This window comes from Nocardia niigatensis NBRC 100131, assembly GCF_000308655.1.
Classification (GTDB): domain Bacteria; phylum Actinomycetota; class Actinomycetes; order Mycobacteriales; family Mycobacteriaceae; genus Nocardia; species Nocardia niigatensis.
Genome location: NZ_BAGC01000002.1, coordinates 122,240 through 143,163, shown reverse-complemented (window position 1 = coordinate 143,163; position 20,924 = coordinate 122,240). Strand labels below are relative to the sequence as shown.

The window sequence follows — 20,924 nt, the reverse complement described above, 5'->3', positions numbered from 1 at the left end:
GGGAGGTCAGCTCTCCTGTACCGGCGACGACAGTTCGCCACCATTGATGGAGAGGTCGGCGCTCGCCGGGATAGCGATGCTCGAGGTCAGATTCGAGCTGGCGTGCGCACCGGCGGACCAGGGGATAAACGCGCTCAAGGTAGGGTCCAGCGTCACGCCCTGCTGCATGATCTTGTACGCCATCATCACGTCACCAGCCCGGCCGCCCGCCGCGACGAACCGCGCGTAGACCGCCGAGCCGCCGAGCAGCACCGAGGCAATGGCCATCGCCCCCGAGGCGATCTCCAACTCTTTGTTCTTGTCGTCGTCGAGCGTGAGCGGGTGCGGCACCGTGAAGATCTCGCCGCCCTGGCGGGGCTGGAACGGGATGCCGTTCTGAGCGCCCAAGGCTTCGAGGGCCTGGTCGCGCCATGCGGTGAGGTCGTAAACGGTTTCCATGGATCCTCCTTCGGGATGTGGCTGTGTGGCTGGTCCCGGCGCGGCGTCCAGCCACAAGCCACCACGCCGGGGTATGCGGGAATCAGGCGACGGTGACCGAGTTCGACGCGGCCGACTGCGGCGAGGTGGTGCCGTTGGAGCCGATGGCCTGCACGGTGTAGGTCGCCGCGCCCGTGGCCTGCCCGGACAGGGTCAGGATCGGGTTCGCTGCCGTGCCGCCGACCGACGCCGGGGTGATCGGAGTCGTCGGCGCAGACGTGCGGAATGCCTTGTAGGTGAACGGGCCGTTCGGCGACATCGGCGCGGTCATCGAGAGGGTGACACCACCGCTGCCGGTCGCGGCCGCCACCGGGGTGCCCGGCGCGAGCGTCGCGCCGCCCAGGGCACGCCAGCCGGGCCCGTCCTCGAGGACGAACCGCGCCGAGCCGGAGACCTGGCACTCGTGCGGCTCGAAGGTGAGCACGGTCTTCTCACCGTTCTCCGCCGCCCATTCGGTCTCGCCCGGCTTCAGCATGGTGGCGCAGGGGAAGAGCCGCCACTTCATCCACAGCAGTCCAGCCCGGGTGACACGCATTCCCATGAACGCGACCGTCCGATAGACGACCTGCGGGAATCGTGGCATGCCGTAGCTGTAGCCGATGGTGCCGACGGACGGCATCGAGGCCAGCGGCAGGCCGTCCTGCAACGCGTCGATCACCGGATTCGACTGCAGCGCAGTGAAAACGCCGGACTCGGACTGCTTGGTGATGTTCGGGTCTTCCTCGCGGCGCGACTGCCACGGATCGGCCTGGTTCACGGTGATGTTCTGCGTGAACTTGATGCCGCTCTTGTCGCCATAGCCGAGGTCGACCCAGCCGTCCGCGAACTGCCCGTTCGTGTAGAACGTCGACTTGATTTCGCCGGTCAGTGGGTCGAACGGCGTCCAGTTCGCCCAGTTGGTCACGCCGTCATAGTCTTTGACCAGGCAGCTGCCGAACTGGCCGCGGAATATCTGGTCGAAATTTCCGCCGAAGAAGCTGTCCCACGGCAGCAGAACATCGGTGGTCGTCATCGAAACTCCTTACAGGGGTTGGGCATCGAAATCGCTGCGCACCTCGTACGAGGCGAGGACGCGATGCAGCAGAGGGTCATCGGAGTAGTTGCTATAGCCGGGCAGCTGCAGCGTCGTGATCAGGCCGATCGGCACCGGCCAGCCGCCGACCGTGACGACCTTGTTTTGCAGGGCGAGCATCCGCGCATGCATGCGCCGGCCGAGGGTGACCGCCACGCCCGGGTCGTTGGCGAACAGATCCAGGCAGACCAGGCCCCGGGCGGTCACCCGGTTGTCGGCGCCGCCCGGGAGCTGGGTGACCAGCAGATACGGCAGCGGCGTCGGATTGGGCATGTCGATGCCGACGTCGGTGAGCCAGTCCTGGCCGACGAACCAGGCGATCACGACTTGGCTCAGGTTCGCGAACGAGAATTCGGTCGGCTTCCCCTGCGCCGAATCTGCTCCGGATGCGGTGTCGCCGAACGTGATCGGTGTGCTCACCGGATCATTCCGTGTCGTTTCCGCGCATCTGCGCCGCGGTGCGCAGCATGATCGCGTGCTTGGGCCATTTCTTGGTGCCGTCCTCGATCCAGTGCGCCTTCCAGTCGTCGTTGACCGTCCGGCCGCGCCACATCCCCTTCTCGAACACGGCGATCCCGCGGAAAGCCTTGGCGTAGTCGCCCGGCTCGTTCACGTAGCCACCCTTGGTGACATGGCGCCGGGAATGAGTGAGCTCGGCCTCGGCGATGCCGCGACCGATCTCCGCGCCCTGCTCGGCGGCCCGCTTCACCCCCTCGCGAACCTCCTCCGAGGTCGCCATGAACTCTGCGCCGAGTAGCTCCAATTGCGCTCGCACAGCGGCGATATCGACACTCATCTATCCACTCCTCAGTCGGGTGATGAACACGATGTGGTCCAGGTCGCCGGCCGGGTCCTCCACCAGACGCGCGGGGCCTTGCAGCACATACGATTTGCCGTTGCGCTGCCAGGTCACCGGCGTATCGGCCTCTGGTATCGGTGTCGGCAGCCGGACCGGCACGACCGTTGTGTCCGTCGGATCCGGGTAGGTCGGCGGCAGCATGCCGCGGGCCACCACGTCCGTCGGGTGGAGATCCGAGTCGTGCTCGGTGCTGCTGATCTCGCGGAAAGAGCAGCCCGGCACTGCGGTCGGCACCAGCTGGTACTGCACCTTGTTGTAAGCGTCCCGAATCGGGTTGCCGTTCGAATCAACCAGCGGCACACGAGCATTGACGATCACCGTCTCGTCGCCCAGCGCGGTGAACGGCTTCACTGCGACCAGAACTGACTGCGGTCGTACAGCGGGAATGCCACCCCGCCCAGGACGATCGGATCCACGGGCCGCATCGCGTTGCCGAACTGTCCGACCGGTTGCGTCGGCTTGAACAGCCCGAGCAACTGCTCGTGATACGGCGCGAACACCAGTGTCCGCGCCGCGTCGTCGGTGGTCGCGGTACGCGGCCCGGACCACGAGTCCGATCGCCCGTCGACCAGGTGGGTCCCGGAGTGGATACCGGGATATTGCGCCCGCTCCATCGCCGCCCGGACCACGTCGACGCTGACGATGAAGCCACGGGGATCGGTGAGCGCGATCGTCTGGCCGATCGACGCGAACCGCTGGGTGATCCACATGCCTGCGGCGTCCAGCAGCGATTGACACCATTTCTGGTCCGCGGTGCTCTTGAACGTGCACCAGTTGTTGGCGACGTCGGTCGTGGTGGCGAACGCGTAGGTGTCCGGGCTCGGGCTAGGGGAGGTCATGCCGCTATCCGGTGGTCAGCCCGATCAGCTGGTCCTTGGTCAGCTGCTGCGCCTCCTCGGCCGTGGCCGCGCCGACGGCGACGGTGTAGGCGACCCAGGTGTCCTTGCTCGCGGTCGGCGACGGCCGCTGCGGCGCATCGGATCCCGGGTCGGGGGCCGGCGCGGCCGGTTCCGGGTCGGGAGCAACGCCGGGAGGCAGCGGATCGGGTACCGCCTCGACCATGCCCAGCCGCAGCAGGTGCTCGCGCTGGACCGGGTCGGGGATGGCCGCGATGATGCGCCCCTGATAGATGTGGGGCACGGACACACCGGCGAGATGGACACACGGTGCCAGGACTCGATACGCCATCAGGCACCCACTCCCGTGATCGCCCAGCACGCATGGGGCTCGACGACGATCGGCACGGTGATGCGGCGGCACATCACGTCCCAGCTGTCGGTCTTGTCGTTACGGACGGTCTTGCACTGGATCCGCTGCGCGCCGGGATCATCGGACTGCACCCAGCCTGGACCAGGCACGCGCTCGTCAACGAACGACCCGAACACCTTGCTGTCGAGCACGTAGACAGTTCCGCTGCTCGTCGGCAGGTTCGGCGAGCAGATCCAGGTGAACCCGCCGATCTGCCGCATGTACTTCGAATCCCACCCGGCGGCCACCGGTGCGTTGCCGATGCCGGGCACCTCACGCGGCAGCTGCGACAGCAGAGTCGGGTCCGACACTGCATTGGCGAACGTCAGGACGTCGCAGAACACAGTGTCGGGCTGGTAGCCCTGCAACAGGTCGACGATGTTGGCATACGCCAGCATCACATCGCGCATGATCTGCGCGCTTCCGCTGGTGGTCCATGGAGCGATCGCTGCGGTGGTCTGGGTGACAGCCGACGCGATCACCGAAAGAGCCACCGAGTCAACGGCTTTCACGTGGCTATTGGCCAGCTTTGTGAACTTGCGCTTGATCGCGTCGTAGTTCAGCCGCGAAATATCCTCATCGGTGATCGTGGACTCCTGCGCCCACTTCACCGTGTTGGCCATGCTCGCGGGGCCCCTGCCAGTGGTCGTCCGGGGGTACGGGGCCCCCGGCGACACGGCCTGCGGCGCGTTGTCGGCGTAGATGTTTTCGGTCTGCTCGTAGCCGATCGAGCCGGACTCGGTCCACAGCTGGCCAGTCAGGATCTTGTCACTGACGAACATCTGCTCCGAGATGGTGCGCAGCACACGCATCACCCAGAGCGGATCCTTGAGGAACCGATTGATGGAGAGGGTATCGCCCGACAGCGTCGGGGGTGCAGGTGGGAAAGTCGCGTTCCCGGTCATTTATCTGCGCCTTTCTTACAGCGGCCGAAGCGAGACGAGGACGAGGCCGCCGGACGCCGCCGAGACGGCCTGCCCGCACACCTGGTCGTAGGTGGTGTCCGCGCCGATCGTCGCGACAGCGCCGCCCGTGGCCGGAATGACCGCGGCACCTGCGGCGATCGCACCGGACGCGGCGAGCTGGCAGATGCCGCTGCGCCACACGGTGATCACGTTGCCGCCGACCGCGTCGTCCATCGCCGCGACGCCGAACGCCAGCGTGGACGCCGACGAGGTCGGTGCGACGGTGTTGTTGCCGGAGATATACACCAGCTGTCCGCCGGTGACCGGCGCGCTGGTGGTCATCGGGACCGGCGTACCGCCTCCGAACCGGGGCAAGAAGTCAGCCATGTCACGCCTCCCACTTCTGGCCGGTGAGCTGCGTGAACACGCCACCCAGCTTGTCCATGTCGGCCGCGGTCGGATGGAACTCGGTCGCCTCGTCGTGGCCGATCTCGGTGCCCACGACCGGGATCGCGCCCGGGGCGAGCGAGGCGAGCAGCGCGCGGCCACCCTCGAGGTCGTTCTTCAGCACGTTCTCGTAGGCGGCGCGAGCGGCCGGCGGGATCTTCCCGGCCCGGATCGCGTCGTCGAGCAGCCGGTTTCGGTCGTCGTCGGCCTGGCGCACCGCGGCGGCGGCACCGGCGGCGGCCTGCGCCTGCAGGGTGGCCAGCACGGTGGCGTCGATGGCGACAACGCCGTCGGGCAGCTTCGCCGCGGCCTGCGGCTTGGTCGCCTCTTCCAGCGCTTCGTCGCGCTCGGCGAGCGCGGCCTTCACCTTGTTCAGCAGGGCGCCGTCGTCTGCGTCGGCGCCGACGCCGAGCAGCTGGCGAAGCCCATCGTCCAGAGCAGCCACGGGCTGGTCCTTTCGGTTGGGGGTTGCCTCCGCGCTCTTGCCGGAGGAAGTTCGAGGTGCCGGGGCGGCAGCGCGCCCGGCGTAGTTGAAGATCGACAGGTCCCACGCGGCTTTCGCCACGGCCTTCTTCTTCGGCAGCTTCAGCACGCTGTCGGCGAGCCCGGCCTCGACGGCTTCGGCTGCGCTGTACCAGGTTTCGGCCTTCATCGCCGCCAGCCAGTCGTCCAGCTCGCCGCCCGCCTTGGCGTGGTAGATGCTGGCCGCGTTCGCGTTGGCCCGATCCAGCCGCGCCGCCATATCCCGCATGTCGTCGGCGTCACCGATCGACACCGCCCACGCGTTGTGGATCATCAGCTCGGAGTTCTCGGCCATCTGCAGAACATCCGCGCCGCCGACCGCGATGAACCCGGCCGCGCTGGCCGCCAGGCCGTCGATCGTGGCCGTGACGGTCGCCTTGTGCTGGCGCAGCGCGTTGGTGATCGCGATAGCGTCGTACACATCGCCGCCTGGCGAATTGATATGCAGCTGAATGTCTTCCGCGTCGATCGCGTTCAACTCCGACACGAAATACTGCGCCGAGACACCCCAGAACGGGTCGATCTCGTCGAAGATGTCGATGCGCGCGACGCCGTCGCCGCTATCGGTCGAGTTGTGGATGCGGTACCAACTGCGCGGGGCAGCATCGACCGCCGCGGCGCGGGCGCGCTCGCGGTATCGGGACATTTTCACTTGTTGTCGTCCTCCGGGTCGTCGTCGCCGTCGATCGCCGGGCCCGGCGGCGGAACATCAGCGGGCGCGGCCGGTTTCGGCTCGGCCTCCGGCGAGCCCGGCTCCTTCTGGGGCAGCCCGTACTGCACGCGCACCGCCCGCTCGAGCACGCCGTCGGGCAGCAGGACACCGGCGGCGACGAGCGTCGCGATCGCCTCGGCCGTGGCGTCGTGCATGGAGCCGATCTCGTCGCAGACGAGCCTCGGCACGGCCTCGTCGGGGCCCCAGTTCAGATCGACCAGGTCCTCGATGATGTGCGCGTTCGCCGTATCGCAGACCGAATCGGCGAGCGTCTGCAGCGACATGACGAAGAAATCGGCGAAAGTGCTTCCCAGCGCCCAGGATCCGGTCTGCGTGCCCAGGTTCAGGAAGTGCGCGAGGACCGCGCGGGCCATCTGCTCGTCGTGGTACCGGATCGGCACGTCCGCGTTCGGGATCTGGCCTTGGATGCCCTCCAGGCGCAGGTTCGCGCCGTTCGGGATCGCCGCGCCCGAGCTGTCACCGGCGCGCAGGCCGGTAGCGATCGCCTGTCCGGGCGCGGTGTCGGTCTCCTGCGGCGCGAGCTCGTAGACCGGCACGCCCATGCCGTTGCGCTCGATCGTCTGCGCCTGGACCCTGAGCAAGCGGTCCTTGATCATCCAATTCTTGTAGACCGGCCTCAGCACGCTCTGACCGATCCACTGGCCGCCCTCGGGCTCATGGATGTAGGCGACAAGCCGGTTCGCGGGGATCGGCGTGCCGCCGCCGGCCGCGCCCATGCCACCGCCGACATAGAAGCCCTGCAGCGTGCCCATCGCGTACTGGGAGATGCTGACCAGCTCGCCGTTCTTGTCGAGCGTGATCGCGGCGAGCGACTGCGGCATCCGCGGGCCCAACTTGGCCAGGCGAGCGCGGCCCTGATCGTCGATCCGATAGACCTGCTCGAAGTACATGTGCCCGTACTGGACCATGCACGTAATCGCCTGCCGCACATGAGCTTTCCAGTTGAACCGGCCACGCTGGCGCGGGCGGCGCTGGGCGACAGGGTTGCCGTCCTCGTCGGTCTCCTCGGCGTCCTGGCCGACGATCGGCAGCCGCAGATCATCGGCGACCAGCTCGACAACCTCGGGACGCGCCCCGTTCGGATCGATACGCCAGCCGGTACGGATGACGGGCAGGGTGAGAGCCTTCAGGATGCTCGCGACCTGCGCATCCTGACGGCGCATCACCTCGAACACGCGAATGTTCAGCGGCCAGCGCAGCTCGGGCGTCGTCTCGTTGTCGACCCACCAATAATTGCCGGGATACTGGTCGGCATAACCGATTTCGCGTTTCGCCAGCACCGGTTTCAGATCGGCTTTCGCCATACTCTCACCTCCTCGTCAGAATCCGGCGACCATCAGGTCGCCCGTGTGGATGTAGGTCCGTTCCGCAGGCACCGCGGCCGGTGGCAGCGCGGGCGGAAGTGCCCGCGCGCCGAAAGTCAGTAGCCCCCAACGGGCCAGCGTCGCCGCTTCGAGCGGCGAGAGGCCGGCGCCCTGCCAGGCCCAGCCGCCGCCCTTCACCTCGCGGCGGCCGGCCGCGCCCACCGCGTCGGCGAGCAGCGGGTCGCCGGTGTGGACGAGCTTCGCGTCGACGGCGTCCTGGTAGAAGCCACCGCACGCGGCGACTTTCTGTGCCGCCGAGGTCGTCTCGGGCTCGATATCCGCGGCAAGCAACTCTGGAACCAGCGACATCGCCGGGTCCGTCGAATCGACGATCAGCGCGCATGGCTGCAGCCGCGCCACGATGCCCTTGATCGCGGCCACGGCGCCTGTCACCACGTCGTGGTAGCCGACCTCGACGTGGATCCGGTCATCGGTCGTGTGCGACGCCACAGCGATGCTGAGTTTCTGTGCCCGGCCTGGCGACAGCGGCGTCATCGACATCGCCATCGCGACCGGGCCGACCAACGTCTGGTCGCGATGGCCCATGTCTTCCCACACCTTCGCGGAGATCACCGCGGGGACGGCCTGTTTTTCCACCGGCCAGTCCCCACGGCCGAGCGCCTCGACGTCGAAACCCTTCTGGCCCGCCTCGGTCCGGAGGTTGTCCATGATGTCGGCGATCTTCTCGGCCGTCATGATCACGCCGTACGACGGATTCGCGTACTCCCACGTCGCCTCGTCCTCGCGGGCCATCGGAATGATCCCGAGGCACACAGGGCAGTCGCACGAGCCGTCCGGGGCCCAGAACTCCATGAACCCCAGCCGCGGTTCCTTGCGGATCCCGCGCGACCGGACCGACGACAACACCAGGCCGTTCGGGTGCTGGTCCTGGTTGACCGCGCTCGACGCATATACGCGCTGCGGGTTGGGTGCGGCCATCTGCGTGAACGCCAGCGCCGCAACCTCGCCGTCGGTGAGGTTGTATGCCTCGTCATAGATCAGCAGGTCGACGTCCGTCAGGCCGCGGCCCGTGTCGTTCGAGCGCGTACCGAAGTAGATCGCCGCTTCTGTATCGAGCTCGATAACGCCCTCGCCCTGTGAACAGGTCGCCTTGCGGACGTGCTTGCGCAGCCAGGGCCGGCCCTTGATCAGCGCCATGAGTCGGCGCCACGCATCCCGCGCGGTCTTCCAGCGCTGTGCCGTGTAGAGGATCGTCTCGGTGAGCTTGAACAGCCCGTACAGGCACCGGTGAATCAGGATTTCGGACTTGCCGTTCTGCCGCGCGCACAGGACGCAGAACGTGGGATGTACCCAGCGGCCGAAATCAGTGGTCGCACAGAGCGACAACTGTGCCGACCTCTGCCACGGCATCGACAGCGCACCGGCCCGCCGCGCCAGCTCGACCGCCTTCTCGCCGTGCGTCGAATCACCAGGAAATACCGACAGGTGATGCGGCTCCTGACGTCCGGTCAGAGTCGGGAAGTCGTCACAGAGTGTCGAGAGGGTCATCATCGTCCGGTCCGGGGTCCGAATCGCCGCGCACGCGCCGGATCTCCGACAGCAGCTGCCGCAGAACCGTCGCCTGCTGCCGCGCCTCGGCCATGGCGCCGTCGACGCGGACCTCCAGCACGTCGTCGCGGCCCGATTGCAGCCTCAGCCACGTGTCCTCGTCGCCGGACAGCACACGGTCCAGCTTTTCGAGCCGATCGGCCACCCGCCCGGCCTCGATGATGAGAACTTCCAGCGAAAACGGGTCAGACGGCCCGGAAAGCGCTCGAACCAGGCGCGTTCCGGCCGATTCGGTCTCGATTTCCACCGGTCGGGCCTATGTTCCGGCCATTTCGGCGCCCCGTACAAAAAAAATCCTGACTAAGGCGGGGTCAGGAGGGCGGGGGGTCTGGATTTTTCGGACAATCCGCCCCCTGGTCCGGGTCTCTACCAGGACAGGGCGACCATCCTTGCCGGCGGTCACCATGGCAGCAGGCACCAGGCCGCCCGGTCACCCTCGTCCTGCTCCAGGGCCTTCCCGGTGAGCGCCGGCCGCTGGTCGTCCCGCGAACCGTCCCCACGTTCGCGGTTGCACCAGCTGTGCAGCAGCCGATCGGCGACCGCCCCTCCCCGGCTGCGGGGCTGGGAGTGGTCGGCGTCGAGCGTCTGCGTGCGGTACATCGGCTTGGCGCACCACCAGCACGGGGTGCCGTCGGAGTGCCGCGCGAGCAGCTGTGTGCGCACCTGCTGGTGTCGCCAGCCCAGCTGCCGCTGAGTGGTCGTCTTACGCTGTGCGCTCATCTGCACACACCGAAGCGACGTGTCGGTCCTGCTACGCGCCAGCGCCGGTGTCGCTGGCGCTGACCGGGGTGGACCAGGAGGAGACGGTCGACGGCGCGGTGGTGTCGGGCACGGTGGTGGCCTCGGGCGCGGTGGTGGCGGGCACCGGGGTGGCGTCCGGCACGGTGACAGCCGGTGCGGCGGTGCTGGTGTCGCTGGGCGCAGCCACGCCGGTGCCGGTGGCAGCGGTGGTGGTGCCGCTGTCCGGGGTGGCCGGTGCGGTGGTGGCCGGCGGTGTGGTGGGCACGGCGGGGGTGATGGTGGTGATGGTGGACGCCGATGCCTGCTGGATCTGCGCAGTGAAGTCGTTGAGCCGAGACAGGTCGGTCATGCTGACCGGATCTCCGCCGGTCGCGAGCTGAGCCTGCAGGGCGGCGATCTGGGCGAGCATCTGCTGCGCGTTCTGCTTGTTCGCGGTGTTGACCGCGACGAGCTGGTTGAACGCCGCCTGAATCGCGTCCATGTCGCCCTGGAACATGGTGTGCAGGGAGATGGCCTGTGTCATGAGGAGAACTCCTATCTGGTTGCGCAGATCGGCGACTTGTTCGCGCAGGTCTGCGTTCTGTGCGATGAGAAATCCGGCCCAGATCGGGATGGGCTCGATGTGGACCGTGCTGACGTGGCCGCCTTCGAGAAACTCGCGCCACGCCTCGGGGACGAAATGATGGCTCACGACGCGCTCCGGGCGGCCTGCTCGTTGAATCGGGCGTGCAGCTGGTCGACGGTCTCGGAAACGTGCATGAGAGCCTCGGCGTTCTTGGCGTCCTGCCGTCGTTGCGCCAGCAGGATCAGCGGTGTGGCGTAGGCGGCCTGCGTGGAGAACGCGAGGTTCAGCAGGATGAACGGGTATGGATCCCACTTCAATACGAGACCGAGGGTGTTGACGGCCACCCAGATGGCGACGAGGACGGTTTGCGCGGCGATGAATCCGAGTGATCCCATTCCGCGCACGATGGCGTCGACGGCACGCTCGGCGGAGGTCAGTTCGTCGCCGGTGCGCACGGCCGGGTGACGATGCCAGATGCGGTGCGCGTCAACGATCATGGTCAGACTCGCGGGGGCCAGTTCCAGTGACCGGGCGTCGGCTCCTCCGCGAACGGCACGCGCTCGTTGAAGAACATCCCGGTCGGGTTGAGCACGGCCAAGCCCACGACCCCGCCCTCACCAACGGTGGTGATGACGGCCGCCCGAGGCTCGGGCAGGTATTCGCCGCCCGGTGTGCCGTAGCTCTGGTAGTGGACGTTCCGCCCGACGGTGGGCATCTGTTGAGCCATCCCGGTCATCCGAACAGGGTTCCGAACAGGGTGGTGAGGACGGGCACAAGGGCGCTGAGCGCGGTGCCACCGGCGGCGGACAGGCTGCTGAGCATAGAGGTATCTCCTGTGGCTGAGAGGTGAGGATGCGGCCGAAATGCCGCAGAAATGACTCGGGACGACCGTGCCGGGCCCAGTGAGGGCAGCACAGATCGTCCCGAACGGCACTATACCTGAGCTCGGACATATGGCGGCGATCTTGTTCGGCCGCGCGCAAGGCCGATTCTAGTGTTGCGTTTCATGAGGTGAGTGCTGTAATATATGAGGAGTCGGAGGGAAGGGGTTCCCACCGGCAAGCACATCGAAAACACAACAGTGACAAGGAGATCCAGATGGATCACGAAGGCTGGTACGCCGAACTGCGAGTTCGCACGATCATGGCGTACGTCAAGCTCGCCAAGCTGCTCTCTCGGCTCGATGTCCCGATCGGGCTGGCAGTACTCGACCTGAACCACTTCAGCATCGAGCACTACGAGTCGATCGCCCAGGCGCAGAAGCTCGTCAACGACGCGCCGATGTCGCACCACCTCCGGGCGGCACTCTCGACAGCGTGCCTCGACTGGCTGGCGGCGATGTCGCTCGCGGCGCTGACCACCGAAGAGGACAGCCTGCACGAGAGCGAGGAATGGCTTTACGACGCCGTGATGCTCGCCTGCGGCCGCGTCAACGCCGAACTCAGCCTGGCCGAAGCGTTCCTGGATGGGAAGATCCGGTTTGACGAGGATCGCGCACAGGACGAGAGGGAGTAACTAGCAGCGAAGGCCCGGCCGAACGGCCGGGCCTTTCGCATGTCCCACGACTCGCCTGCGGCGAAGTGTTGCAATTCAAGAGGCAAGTGTTGGAAAATGTGAGTCAAGATGGTTAGGCCGACGGAGCAAGGGCAAGGCCCTCCAGGGGGTACTCCGTCGGCCAGCACATCGACCACAACTAAGGAGGTCGAAAGCCATGGTATCGCAGAATCGCAAGCTCACCGCCCCGGAAATCGCCGAGAAGTACGGCCGCGCGCTGTCGACCGTTCAGCGGCAGTGGAAGGTGTCGCCCGACTGGCCCGAGTCGATCGGCAAGCGTGGCCGATGGCTCGAATACGACGAGGTGGCCGTGGACGAGGTCGTCCGGTCGTGGTCCGGCCGGCCGGAGTTCGATGCGGCCGATCGCGGCGCGCTCGGCGGCCCGGACGATCTGCTGACCATGCAGGAGATCGCCGCGTACACCGGGCTCGCGTACGGCACCGTGCGGGCCGACGTGTCACTCGGCAAGTTCGGCGAGCCCGAGCCGGACGCGGGCCGCGCGAAGCGATTCCGCCGGTCGACGGTCGACCAGGCGATGCGGGCGCGGCGGCGGTACCGCAAATCCGAGTAGGAAATTCTCCGCGCAGTGTTGTGTTTTATGAGGCCAGTGCTGTAATGTATGAGGAGTCGGAGGGAAGGGGTTCCCACCGGCAAGCACATCGAAAACACAACAGTGACAAGGAGATCCAATGTCGAACTTCAAGGCTCTGCAGGTCGAGTTCGCCAAGGAATCGGGCCACGCCTTCATGCAGATCGCGAAGCTGCTGAAGACTCTCGACATCCCGATCGAGATGGCTCCCGGGCGGCTCGGCTCGGGCGAGGAAGTCCTCGAGGCCATGGTCGCCTCCCGCGACCTGGTCCACGTGGCCCCGATGCCGCAGGAACACCGCGCGGTGCTCAACACCGTCATGACCCTCTGGCTGGCCGCGATGTTTGTCGCCAGCCACGCGGATGCCGAGGACGGGCAGTGGCTGCTCGAGGCGGGCCTGGTCCAGATGATCCGACTGAACCATGAGTTGAAGATCAGCGCCGCCGTACTGCGCGGTGAGGTCGAGGTCATCGACTACCGCGACCTGCACGACGACAAGGAGTAACCAACACAGCGCGGCCCCGGTCATCCGACCGGGGCCGCGCGCCGTTTCCGGTCAGATTCGAGGGTCGTTGACCAGCTTGAAGTCTCGCAGACCGTTCTCGTCACCGGTCGCCGTGAACTCACGGCCCGGGAGCTCGTTCACCGGAATATCCGCGTCGCGGGCGATCTCGGCGGCCGGCAGGATCATCGGACTCCGGCCGGTGTGCCACGGCGTCACAGCGTGAGCCTCGTCGCCGTAGGTGAGCATCACGCGCAGCATCGCGCGGCCGTCCGGCTGCACCTCGTAGGTGCGGGCGGGGGCCTTGAAGTCGAACCGTTCGGTCATGTTGTCGATTCTCCTGCTTCCCCTGCGTAGTTGTCAGAGAACCCGCCATGGCTGAGCTCGCAGATTGCGGTCGCGCTGGTATGCGCAAGTAACTTGCCGCCTACCTCGGCATCGGGTACAGCACGCTCATGAGCTATATCTCGCGGGCAGTTCCCCCGCACGGCGGATGAGAATGGACTCTGACGCGCTCGGTAGCCGTGCGCGGTCCGCTTCGGCTCTATGCCACCCCACTTGCAGTTTCCGGCCTCGGCGGAATCTGCTGGATCGGAACTGGCTGCCCAATCCCAAAGACTCGCCACCCGTCGAAGTCCGTGCCGTCGATCGGAGGAATGTCCGAACACCGCACCATTGTGGCGAAAATCGTATCGGCTGGCAGGTACATCGGATCCATTGCCCAGACATTGTCTCCCGGGTTTGGAGGCAATTTGAGGTAGGCCACTTCAGGAGATGCGAACTCAGGGCGCGAGGCCAAACCTCGATCACTCAGCATTGCCCGCAACTCCACAATGCTCGAGACAAAGGCGGATACCGTCTCGGGCACGACAATCATAGGCAATAGATTCTCCGCGTCCGGCGAATCAATTACGTTGATAAATGTCGAATACGCCGAAAAGATCCCTTGGTTACCCTCTGCGGCAACATCCCGGAAAGCCTCACCCTCAGCGCCACGTACCAGACCTGGCCCCCAGTCATGTTCGAAGGCGATATCATTAAACACGTCATTTACCGACCGCACGTGTACGCGCGGGTAATCAATCGCCAAAACGGCCTTGTCGCCACTCACGAGGAAATGCGCTTCTGAATCCTGATATAGCGCAACAAGATAATTGTCGTCTGGATCAGCACAAACGCTCGGTATCTCGTTCTCCGGACGATCATCTACCCAGTGACCAATAATGCACAAGGCATCAACCCACTGTTGCGCTTCGTCCTCGCTCAGATATTTTCGGAATTTATTCCGGGCCAGCCGGGTCTCGGTTTCGTCGATGAGCTTCTCGGAAATCACCATCTGGATGAGTCCGCGCTGAGCCAAGTCAACAAGTTGAGCTGGTCGGCCGTTCGGAGAAATTGCGGCGCTGATAAGGATATTGGGATCCAGAACGAGCCGTCGCACCGTCACCCCTGCTCGATAGTTACGCGGCCGCGCTTCTCCTGCCGCATCTTCTTTGTCTCAGCCTCGACCAGCGCCATCGCCTCATCGTCGTCCAGGGCACCACGCTCGGTCACCTTCGCATGAACACTCGCCAGAGTCCGGAGCGCGGCCTCTTCCACGGTCACCGCGCCCGTCGCTGCGAGCAACCGATCGCGGGCGGCGGCCTTGCGAGAACGTGCACCCATTTGGTCGCCTCCTTCGATAGTCAAGGGCTGTCGCCTTCGACGATACGGGAAAGGCCGCGCCTACAGACGTGGATCGTTGACGAGTCGGAAGTCGTGCAGCCCGTTCTCGCCGCCGCTGGCGGTGTAGTCCTTACCGACCACCTCGCCGCTGGGCGTGGCGCAGTCACGCGCGATCTCGGCTACCGACAGGGTGGCGCGCCCATCGGCCAGTCATCATCTTGGAACAGAACTCCTTGAATTCGATGGGAACCTGGCTATCGCCGCTCATGCTGTCTTCCCCTTCCCCGCACGGCTTTCCGCGCGGACTCTGCGAACGTCGGCGAGCCGGTACATGGGCGGTTCGCCGGGCCGCGCGTCGGCGGCCGTGGTGGTGATGGTGCCGTCGGGCCGCTGCCATCCGGCGGCCTTGATCCGGCCTGCGCGAATCCACGCGGACAGCGTCCGGTCGGTGACGGGCTCGCCGAGCTCGCGCAGGACACCTTGCAGCCGCGAGAACCGGAAGAGCATCTGTGACAGGTCAGACATGTAGCGGTCCTCGAGTTTCCCCGCGTCATGGCTGGTCTTGCAGCGGCGGCACTCGACGATCGCGGCGCGGCGCGGTGCGTACAGCGGGTTATCGCAGCGGACAGCCTTGCCGCCCGCCGCGGACCGCACGAGCGTTGGGCACGGGCCGCGGTAGACGGGGACGGTGCCTCCGGCGGCGAGCGTGAGGCCGTGCTCGAGGAAGCGGTGGACGTCGAGCGCGGTTTCGCCGGCGGATTCGAGCATGCGCAGCTGCCGGATGTGGTGGCGCAGCCACAGGGCGATATCGCCGGTCGTGGCGATCCAGCCACGCGGCAGATGCCGAATACCTTGCGGCAGTGGTCCAATCAACTCACGCTCGGCGTATCCGAGTGGCATGAACGGTATTTCACGGGTTTCCATGAGATCGCGAGCGCACGCCACGAGCTTCGTGTGCAACTCGTTCCCGAATGCGGACATATCGGCGTCGAACGGCAGCGGTGGGTAATGCGGTCTACCGCCATCGCCGGTGTTGTGTGTGGCGCGCGTGGCCGTGGCGAGCAGGTCGGCCAGGTCTGGGAGCTGGCCGAGCTCGTCGGCGAGCCGACGTGTGCACTCCCAGCAGATCGGGTCCGGGCTCGGCCGCCTGCACGCCGGGTTGCCGCAGCTACCGCGGGTCAACGCTGCGGGCTTTCGTGCGGTGACGGGCTGATGGTCACCACCACGGTGCCGTCGGCCCGGTACATGATGTGCATCCAGGGGTAGTGCCCGTCGCGCAAGTTGCACAGCAGCTTCACCAACTCGCGCATCGTGAGCCCGACCTTCCCGCCAGGGAGGAGTTGCGGCATCAGATAAGTCCTTTCCTGGTCAGGGCCTCAATCGCCCCCTCGGCGATGTGGCCGGCGTGGGCGTAAGCGCGCACCTTCTGACCGCCTTTGAGCGGGTGTTGCAGGTGGTAGGTCAGGGCCGCAAGGTCGGGCCCGTTGGCCTTGATGTGGTCAGCGATGGTCTTCGCGTAGTGGCGCGCGTAGTCCTCGCGGCCGACAAGGTTCACCCCGGTATGGGTGACCTCGCCGTCCTTGCGCAGCTCGGCGCAGCGCATCCACTCCACCAGCGCTTCTTCCATCGGGCACGGTGGCTCCTTGCGGAACCGGATGCCGGTCGGTTCGGGTGCCGCGACGCCTTCGAGCTGGTGCGCCCACATCGACCGGCCGCGGGCGGCCACCCGCCGGGGACCGCACGGGCAGTCGGGCGATTGGGAGTGCTCCTGGGTGTCCTCGGGCGGGATGACGTGCAGGTCGGGTAGCGTCATTGCGCGCTGCCCGGGTCGCCGATGTATTCCCGCCTCGTGACCGTCAGCAGACCCAGCTGGTGGTTGTTGTAGCCGCCGATCACGGCCTCGTCGGGCCAGTCGGTCAGCTCGGCGAGGAACGCGCGCAGCTCGCCGAGGTTGATTCGGTCCACCGCGAGCCGGTCGAGATAGACGGTCCTGTGGACCAGATAGCTGGAAGGCGTCGGGAGTCGCCGCTCGTTCGGGTCGATGTCGCTGAAGGAGATCATCGCAGGTACCTACCTAATCCTCGGGTTCGGAATCCGTTGCGCCGCATGATGGGTCGCGGCATTCGTACTGAATTTGGCCGTCGGTGACACCGAGGCAATCCCAGTCGTGCTCGTGCTCTTCCCAGCTGACCTCGAGCCAGAGCGCGCCGCGCTTGCCGCGCTCGGCCTCGTGAATGATCGGCTCGGGTTTGGCCATATGGCGCGGGATGTCGTCGGGAACCATCCCGTAGCCGGGGTGGGCGCGAGTGCCAGCCGCGAGCGCATCGCACGCTGGTTTGAGCGTCGCGACAAGGTTGTCGGTATCGCGGCGCCGGTTGTCGCGCGGCCGGTAGTGCAAGAGCACGGTGACGCGATCGAGGCCGCGCGGGAGCTGAGCGGCCCGTGCCAAGCGGTGAACCGTAGCGCGGACCTCGGCGACCCGGCGCGCGTGTGCATACCGCGCGCCGGGTGTGCGCCCTCGATCGTTGAGACTCAAAGGCGGTGCGGTCCACGGCAATTTGAGAATCGCCCGGCCGAGCTTCACGGCTGATATCCCATGAACTTGTCCCATTCGGACGTATCGACCCAGGGGCAATAGCAGGCGATCCCGGGCCCATCCTTCGCCAGGCACTCGCCGCGCCCGTCGCGGTGCACAGACGGGGCATGACCACAGTCGCAACGCTTTTCGGTGACAGTCACCGCCCGCTCACCTCCGGCCAGAACAGGGCTGCTCCGCTGTCGAGCTCGGCGTGATGCATCCCGGCATGGTCGTTCGGCAGCCCGCACCAGGCAGCCCGCTGGTCGGCGGTGCCGAAGAGCCGGTTCGGGTCGGTGGTGGTGGCCTGGCACCGCCAGGGCACCGGGCCCGCGGCGTGCTCCTCCAGCTCGACGATGCGGGCGTCTCGCGCCGATACCTGCGCCCTCAGTTCGTCGTTGCGCGCGGATACGGCGAGCTGATTACCAACCGCTCTGCCGAGCTCGGCGCGAACGTGATCGCGTTCGTCGAGCAGCTTGATCACGAGCTCGGGATGCGCTGCGGCGCAGTATTTCCCAGCCGGTCCGTCGGGCTGAACTATGTCGATGCACTGCGACCATGCGCTCGGTCCGAATGCGCCGAAGAGTCCCGGCCGGTGAGTTTCTGCGATGGCCTCGATGGCGGTGACGCGCAGCTGGGCGAGCTCGTCGTCGGCCACGGGCACCGGCGAGTACGTGCGCTCGAAGGCGTCCGCGGTGAGCGAGAAATACATTCCCGCCAGGCGGATGATCCAATCGCCGGGGCAGACGCCCTGCCATGTCTGGTGGTGTCCGGTGAGCAGCTGCCCGGACGCTTCGGGGTCGTCGGTCCGGTCCTCGGGGTCGACCGGCTGGAATGCGCCGGCGGTCCAGGTGGCGAGGGCCTCGGCATTGACGCCGGTCCACTGCATCGCCTCGACCTCGCGCAGGCGGGTACGGAACTTGCGGGCCTGCTCAGACATCGGCGGTCTCCTCGGTGTAGACGTCGGGCGTGTGTTCGGTGGGTCGCTTGGCCATCGCCGCGCGCACCTTGGCCATGCCTTCGCGGCCGATTTCGGCGGTTTTGGGGTTGTGGTCGCAGCGAGTGCCGGCGGTCTTGCCGTACTCGCCGCCTCGGAAGCCGTCGGCGTCGCACAGCGTGCAGTCAGCGATGGCCCGCTCGCGGTCCTCACCAGCCCGCTGGATCTCGGCGGTGTGCTTGGCGGCCTTGGCCCGGGCGACGGCGGCGTCGTGCGCCTGGCATTCCTTGCGGGCGGCGCCGCATGCGCGGCAGTTGGCGTCGGTGCCGTCAGGGTGGTCGCGGCAGAACGGCGAGGGTGGTTCGGCGTCGGCTACCCAGTCGCCCAGGAACTCGATCCGGGCGTCGAGGACCTCGGTGCACTCGGCGCAGCGGCGTTCCCATCCATCCGGGTGCTGCGAACAATGCTTCGGAGGAGGGGGCGATTCGAGTGCGTTCGCGTCTACGTTTCGTACCGATTCCCCCCCTGCGCGCCTATAACTACAGGGTTCAGGGACAGGGGTTGCGTTCTGCTTCGGTTTTGCTTCAGCACTTGCTTCGCTACTGCTTCGCGTCTGTGCAGGTGGGAGCCAGTCCGAGTGCTGAATTTCTGTTTTTTCTCCGTTCGTCGGGGACGATTGCACAAACGTCCCATTTTCGTTATCCACAGGTTGGGGATGGGAAGCACTTGCTTCGGCTTTGCTTGAAGCACGTGCTTCGGCATTTGCTTCGGCGATAGCCCGGCGTGTGCGCCCGGATCGCACCCCGCCGAGACGGCCGGCCTCGGCGCGCTTGCGGCGACGCTCGAGGATCTCCTCACGCGACATCTGACGCGGTCGCTGCCCGTCGTGAAGCCACTCGTGGAACCGGTAGCCGCCCGGCTCCTCGACCCACAGACGCACGGCGACGAGCTTGCGGATCTGGGCGAGCGTGCCCAAGGCGAGCGCGATCTCGCGCGGGATGAATCCCTCGGTGAGGTTCTGCGGCTGCTGCGACCACGCGCCAGCACGGACCCACAGCCCAACCGCGGCATTTCCGGCCGCAACGATCTTGGCGTGGAACGCCATACCGTCGTCGACCATGAAGTGAGGCATCAGAGCACCTCCGGAATGTCGAAAAGGGCGATCTCGGTCGCTGCGCGGCGTGCGTCAGCGCGGGAATGGCGGGCACACACCGGGCCCAGGCGCGCCGCAACGGACTCGGCCGCGACGAGCCAGCCGCCGCAGCGCGCGCACTGCACGGCCAGCCGCATGCCCTCGGGAAGCTCATCCATCGGAGCCCCCGAGCTCGAACAGTCCGGGCGCAGGATCGGCAGAGCCACGGCAGCTGGCGCACAGGAGATCTCGCGGCACCTCGATGTCCGGGTGGAACGGCGTGCGGCATATCCGGCAGTCCATGAGGACGACCGGCCCGTGCTTGCCCACCTTGTAGCGGTGCGGAATCGGCTGCGGCTGTTCAGGTTTCGTCGTGCGAGCGGGGGCCGTGGCCCGACTGCTGTCAGGCCACGGCCCCGGCACGACGTTGCTGTCGCTCATGTCACGTCCGCGAGACGATGTCGGCGATCCGGTCGCGGATCCAGTCGCGCGCGGCGTCGAGCTCCGGCCCCGGCGCGAAGCCGAGGCGGGTGACGTCGGCGTTGATGACGGCGTTCAGCTCCAGGGCAGTAGCCAGCCTGTCGAAGAGGGCGACGCCGGCCGGGCCACACTCGACCAGCTGGCCGAGGTGCTTCTCAATGCCCATGAACGTCTGGACCTGTGCCGCCGAGAACAGCAGGATCGCCGTATTGGCCATCTCAAGACGGACAGCGGGGTCCTGACCGAGGCGCATGGAATTGACCAGGTACTCGTGGCCCACTTCCCAAAGGTGCGAGGGCGACCGCTTGTCGGTCGCGGGAATTTGATCGATGGGTCGATTCACTGCGCACCGCCATCGGCCGCGGCGGTGATCTGGTCGTACCAGCGCATCGCCCAGCGGGCATCGCCCATCGCGGTGTGCCGCTCGTCGACGCCGGGCGGCTCGACACCGCAGGCGAGCGACACCTCCTCGGACTTCCAGCGCTGCGCGAGCACCTCGCGAATCGACTCGGGCATCACGGCTTTCACCGGTGCCGCTGCGCCGTGCAGCCAGCCGGCGCCCATGTCCACAACGTCGGTGAGGTGGTAGTGCCACGCGGGCGTGAGGCGCTGGGAGCGCAGCAGTCTGGCGAGTACCCCGGTATCGAAGCTCGGGACGACGCCGACGATGGTGGCGCCGTGGGTGTGGCGCGCTACCAGCTGCGCAGCATGGGCGGCGCTCAATGCCGTGCCGGACACGGAATTGTCGAGTCCGGACAGGAACCGGCCGAGCGGGTGGCGGTCGTAGAACCGGCCGACCCTCAGGCCGGCGGGATCGGCGGTGCTCAGGTCGATCTCGACGAAGAACTCGATGCGCCGGGTGCCGGATTCATCGCGGCGGATCATCGCGATCTCATACGGCTGACACTCGGGGTGGAGGCCGTCGGTTTCGCAATCCAGGAAGCAGATAGGGGCATTCATGCTACGAACTGGCCTTTCATGTTTCGGG

General features: G+C 66.7%; 33 protein-coding genes. 3 read left to right on the top strand and 30 right to left on the bottom strand.

The window, feature by feature from the left end; genetic code table 11:
* Positions 1-6 precede the first annotated feature (6 nt).
* The 17 genes from ON33_RS01220 to ON33_RS01140 form a co-directional block, all read right to left on the bottom strand.
* Entirely contained in the window at positions 7-438 is a 432-nt protein-coding gene (locus ON33_RS01220) for a hypothetical protein (protein WP_040853816.1), read from the bottom strand.
* Positions 439-520: 82 nt separating this feature from the next.
* Entirely contained in the window at positions 521-1,489 is a 969-nt protein-coding gene (locus ON33_RS01215) for a hypothetical protein (protein ID WP_040853814.1), read from the bottom strand.
* Between the two features lie 9 nt (positions 1,490-1,498).
* Positions 1,499-1,969 carry a hypothetical protein gene (locus ON33_RS01210; RefSeq protein ID WP_040853813.1) on the bottom strand — a complete coding sequence of 157 codons (471 nt, stop codon included), beginning with the start codon at positions 1,967-1,969 and terminating at the stop codon, positions 1,499-1,501.
* A 4-nt stretch (positions 1,970-1,973) separates the two neighbouring features.
* Complete coding sequence (locus tag ON33_RS01205; RefSeq protein WP_040853811.1) at positions 1,974-2,345, bottom strand: hypothetical protein; 372 nt, start codon at positions 2,343-2,345, stop codon at positions 1,974-1,976.
* Positions 2,346-2,759 carry a hypothetical protein gene (locus ON33_RS01200; protein WP_040853810.1) on the bottom strand — a complete coding sequence of 138 codons (414 nt, stop codon included), beginning with the start codon at positions 2,757-2,759 and terminating at the stop codon, positions 2,346-2,348.
* Positions 2,756-3,247, bottom strand: a complete 492-nt coding sequence (locus ON33_RS01195; RefSeq protein ID WP_040853809.1) for a hypothetical protein — start codon at positions 3,245-3,247, stop codon at positions 2,756-2,758. The genes ON33_RS01200 and ON33_RS01195 overlap by 4 nt, the downstream gene beginning before the upstream one ends.
* Positions 3,248-3,251: 4 nt before the next feature.
* A complete protein-coding gene (locus tag ON33_RS01190; RefSeq protein ID WP_157184370.1) occupies positions 3,252-3,548 on the bottom strand; it encodes a hypothetical protein in 297 nt (98 codons plus the stop codon).
* A 47-nt stretch (positions 3,549-3,595) separates the two neighbouring features.
* On the bottom strand, positions 3,596-4,561 hold the full coding sequence (locus tag ON33_RS01185) for a phage major capsid protein (RefSeq protein WP_040853806.1): 966 nt from the start codon (positions 4,559-4,561) through the stop codon (positions 3,596-3,598).
* Positions 4,562-4,576: 15 nt separating this feature from the next.
* Positions 4,577-4,903, bottom strand: a complete 327-nt coding sequence (locus ON33_RS01180; protein ID WP_051151511.1) for a capsid cement protein — start codon at positions 4,901-4,903, stop codon at positions 4,577-4,579.
* A gap of 46 nt (positions 4,904-4,949) precedes the next feature.
* Positions 4,950-6,176, bottom strand: a complete 1,227-nt coding sequence (locus ON33_RS01175) for a head maturation protease, ClpP-related (RefSeq protein WP_373281002.1) — start codon at positions 6,174-6,176, stop codon at positions 4,950-4,952.
* A gap of 2 nt (positions 6,177-6,178) precedes the next feature.
* On the bottom strand, positions 6,179-7,567 hold the full coding sequence (locus ON33_RS01170) for a phage portal protein family protein (RefSeq protein WP_063710919.1): 1,389 nt from the start codon (positions 7,565-7,567) through the stop codon (positions 6,179-6,181).
* A gap of 15 nt (positions 7,568-7,582) precedes the next feature.
* A complete protein-coding gene (locus ON33_RS01165) occupies positions 7,583-9,139 on the bottom strand; it encodes a hypothetical protein (RefSeq protein ID WP_157184368.1) in 1,557 nt (518 codons plus the stop codon).
* Positions 9,114-9,443: a hypothetical protein gene (locus ON33_RS01160; protein ID WP_051151509.1), complete on the bottom strand. Its 330-nt coding sequence runs from the start codon at positions 9,441-9,443 to the stop codon at positions 9,114-9,116. The genes ON33_RS01165 and ON33_RS01160 overlap by 26 nt, the downstream gene beginning before the upstream one ends.
* 152 nt (positions 9,444-9,595) lie before the next feature.
* On the bottom strand, positions 9,596-9,916 hold the full coding sequence (locus tag ON33_RS01155) for a hypothetical protein (protein ID WP_040853802.1): 321 nt from the start codon (positions 9,914-9,916) through the stop codon (positions 9,596-9,598).
* A 31-nt stretch (positions 9,917-9,947) separates the two neighbouring features.
* Positions 9,948-10,628: a hypothetical protein gene (locus tag ON33_RS01150; protein ID WP_040853801.1), complete on the bottom strand. Its 681-nt coding sequence runs from the start codon at positions 10,626-10,628 to the stop codon at positions 9,948-9,950.
* A complete protein-coding gene (locus ON33_RS01145; RefSeq protein WP_051151508.1) occupies positions 10,625-10,999 on the bottom strand; it encodes a DUF1003 domain-containing protein in 375 nt (124 codons plus the stop codon). The genes ON33_RS01150 and ON33_RS01145 overlap by 4 nt, the downstream gene beginning before the upstream one ends.
* A 2-nt stretch (positions 11,000-11,001) precedes the next feature.
* Complete coding sequence (locus ON33_RS01140) at positions 11,002-11,238, bottom strand: hypothetical protein (protein ID WP_218001346.1); 237 nt, start codon at positions 11,236-11,238, stop codon at positions 11,002-11,004.
* A gap of 362 nt (positions 11,239-11,600) precedes the next feature.
* Here ON33_RS01140 and ON33_RS01135 point away from each other — a divergent pair, with 362 nt between their 5' ends.
* The 3 genes from ON33_RS01135 (at position 11,601) to ON33_RS01125 (ending at position 13,150) form a co-directional block, all read left to right on the top strand.
* The gene (locus ON33_RS01135) at positions 11,601-12,017 is read left to right on the top strand and encodes a hypothetical protein (RefSeq protein WP_040853799.1); all 417 of its coding nucleotides are present in this window, start codon (positions 11,601-11,603) and stop codon (positions 12,015-12,017) included.
* Between the two features lie 196 nt (positions 12,018-12,213).
* Entirely contained in the window at positions 12,214-12,627 is a 414-nt protein-coding gene (locus tag ON33_RS01130) for a helix-turn-helix transcriptional regulator (protein ID WP_040853798.1), read from the top strand.
* Between the two features lie 118 nt (positions 12,628-12,745).
* Entirely contained in the window at positions 12,746-13,150 is a 405-nt protein-coding gene (locus ON33_RS01125; RefSeq protein ID WP_040853796.1) for a hypothetical protein, read from the top strand.
* 51 nt (positions 13,151-13,201) lie between these two features.
* On the opposite strand, the gene ON33_RS01120 is transcribed toward ON33_RS01125, so the two are convergent.
* From ON33_RS01120 to ON33_RS01065, 13 genes are all read right to left on the bottom strand, one after another.
* Positions 13,202-13,474, bottom strand: coding sequence for a hypothetical protein (locus tag ON33_RS01120; protein WP_040853795.1), 273 nt, complete (start codon positions 13,472-13,474; stop codon positions 13,202-13,204).
* Between the two features lie 217 nt (positions 13,475-13,691).
* Positions 13,692-14,594, bottom strand: coding sequence for a putative toxin-antitoxin system toxin component, PIN family (locus ON33_RS37850; protein ID WP_083868506.1), 903 nt, complete (start codon positions 14,592-14,594; stop codon positions 13,692-13,694).
* Positions 14,591-14,812, bottom strand: coding sequence for a hypothetical protein (locus tag ON33_RS01110; protein WP_040853794.1), 222 nt, complete (start codon positions 14,810-14,812; stop codon positions 14,591-14,593). Before ON33_RS01110 ends, ON33_RS37850 begins: the two co-directional genes overlap by 4 nt.
* 264 nt (positions 14,813-15,076) lie before the next feature.
* Entirely contained in the window at positions 15,077-15,712 is a 636-nt protein-coding gene (locus ON33_RS01105; protein ID WP_157184367.1) for a hypothetical protein, read from the bottom strand.
* A 278-nt stretch (positions 15,713-15,990) separates the two neighbouring features.
* The gene (locus tag ON33_RS40850) at positions 15,991-16,161 is read right to left on the bottom strand and encodes a hypothetical protein (RefSeq protein ID WP_157184366.1); all 171 of its coding nucleotides are present in this window, start codon (positions 16,159-16,161) and stop codon (positions 15,991-15,993) included.
* On the bottom strand, positions 16,161-16,625 hold the full coding sequence (locus ON33_RS01100) for a hypothetical protein (protein WP_040853791.1): 465 nt from the start codon (positions 16,623-16,625) through the stop codon (positions 16,161-16,163). The genes ON33_RS40850 and ON33_RS01100 overlap by 1 nt, the downstream gene beginning before the upstream one ends.
* The gene (locus ON33_RS01095; protein ID WP_040853789.1) at positions 16,622-16,873 is read right to left on the bottom strand and encodes a hypothetical protein; all 252 of its coding nucleotides are present in this window, start codon (positions 16,871-16,873) and stop codon (positions 16,622-16,624) included. Before ON33_RS01095 ends, ON33_RS01100 begins: the two co-directional genes overlap by 4 nt.
* A 13-nt stretch (positions 16,874-16,886) precedes the next feature.
* A complete protein-coding gene (locus ON33_RS01090; protein WP_063710918.1) occupies positions 16,887-17,396 on the bottom strand; it encodes a RusA family crossover junction endodeoxyribonuclease in 510 nt (169 codons plus the stop codon).
* 151 nt (positions 17,397-17,547) lie between these two features.
* Entirely contained in the window at positions 17,548-18,327 is a 780-nt protein-coding gene (locus tag ON33_RS01085) for a hypothetical protein (RefSeq protein ID WP_040853788.1), read from the bottom strand.
* Complete coding sequence (locus tag ON33_RS37845) at positions 18,320-19,456, bottom strand: hypothetical protein (protein WP_051151506.1); 1,137 nt, start codon at positions 19,454-19,456, stop codon at positions 18,320-18,322. Before ON33_RS37845 ends, ON33_RS01085 begins: the two co-directional genes overlap by 8 nt.
* Positions 19,456-19,635 (bottom strand): DUF6011 domain-containing protein, encoded by a 180-nt coding sequence (locus tag ON33_RS01075; RefSeq protein ID WP_040853786.1) that lies wholly within the window; start codon positions 19,633-19,635, stop codon positions 19,456-19,458. Before ON33_RS01075 ends, ON33_RS37845 begins: the two co-directional genes overlap by 1 nt.
* Before the next feature lie 263 nt (positions 19,636-19,898).
* Entirely contained in the window at positions 19,899-20,279 is a 381-nt protein-coding gene (locus ON33_RS01070; RefSeq protein ID WP_040853785.1) for a hypothetical protein, read from the bottom strand.
* Positions 20,276-20,821: a hypothetical protein gene (locus tag ON33_RS01065; RefSeq protein WP_245550249.1), complete on the bottom strand. Its 546-nt coding sequence runs from the start codon at positions 20,819-20,821 to the stop codon at positions 20,276-20,278. The genes ON33_RS01070 and ON33_RS01065 overlap by 4 nt, the downstream gene beginning before the upstream one ends.
* Positions 20,822-20,924 lie beyond the last annotated feature (103 nt).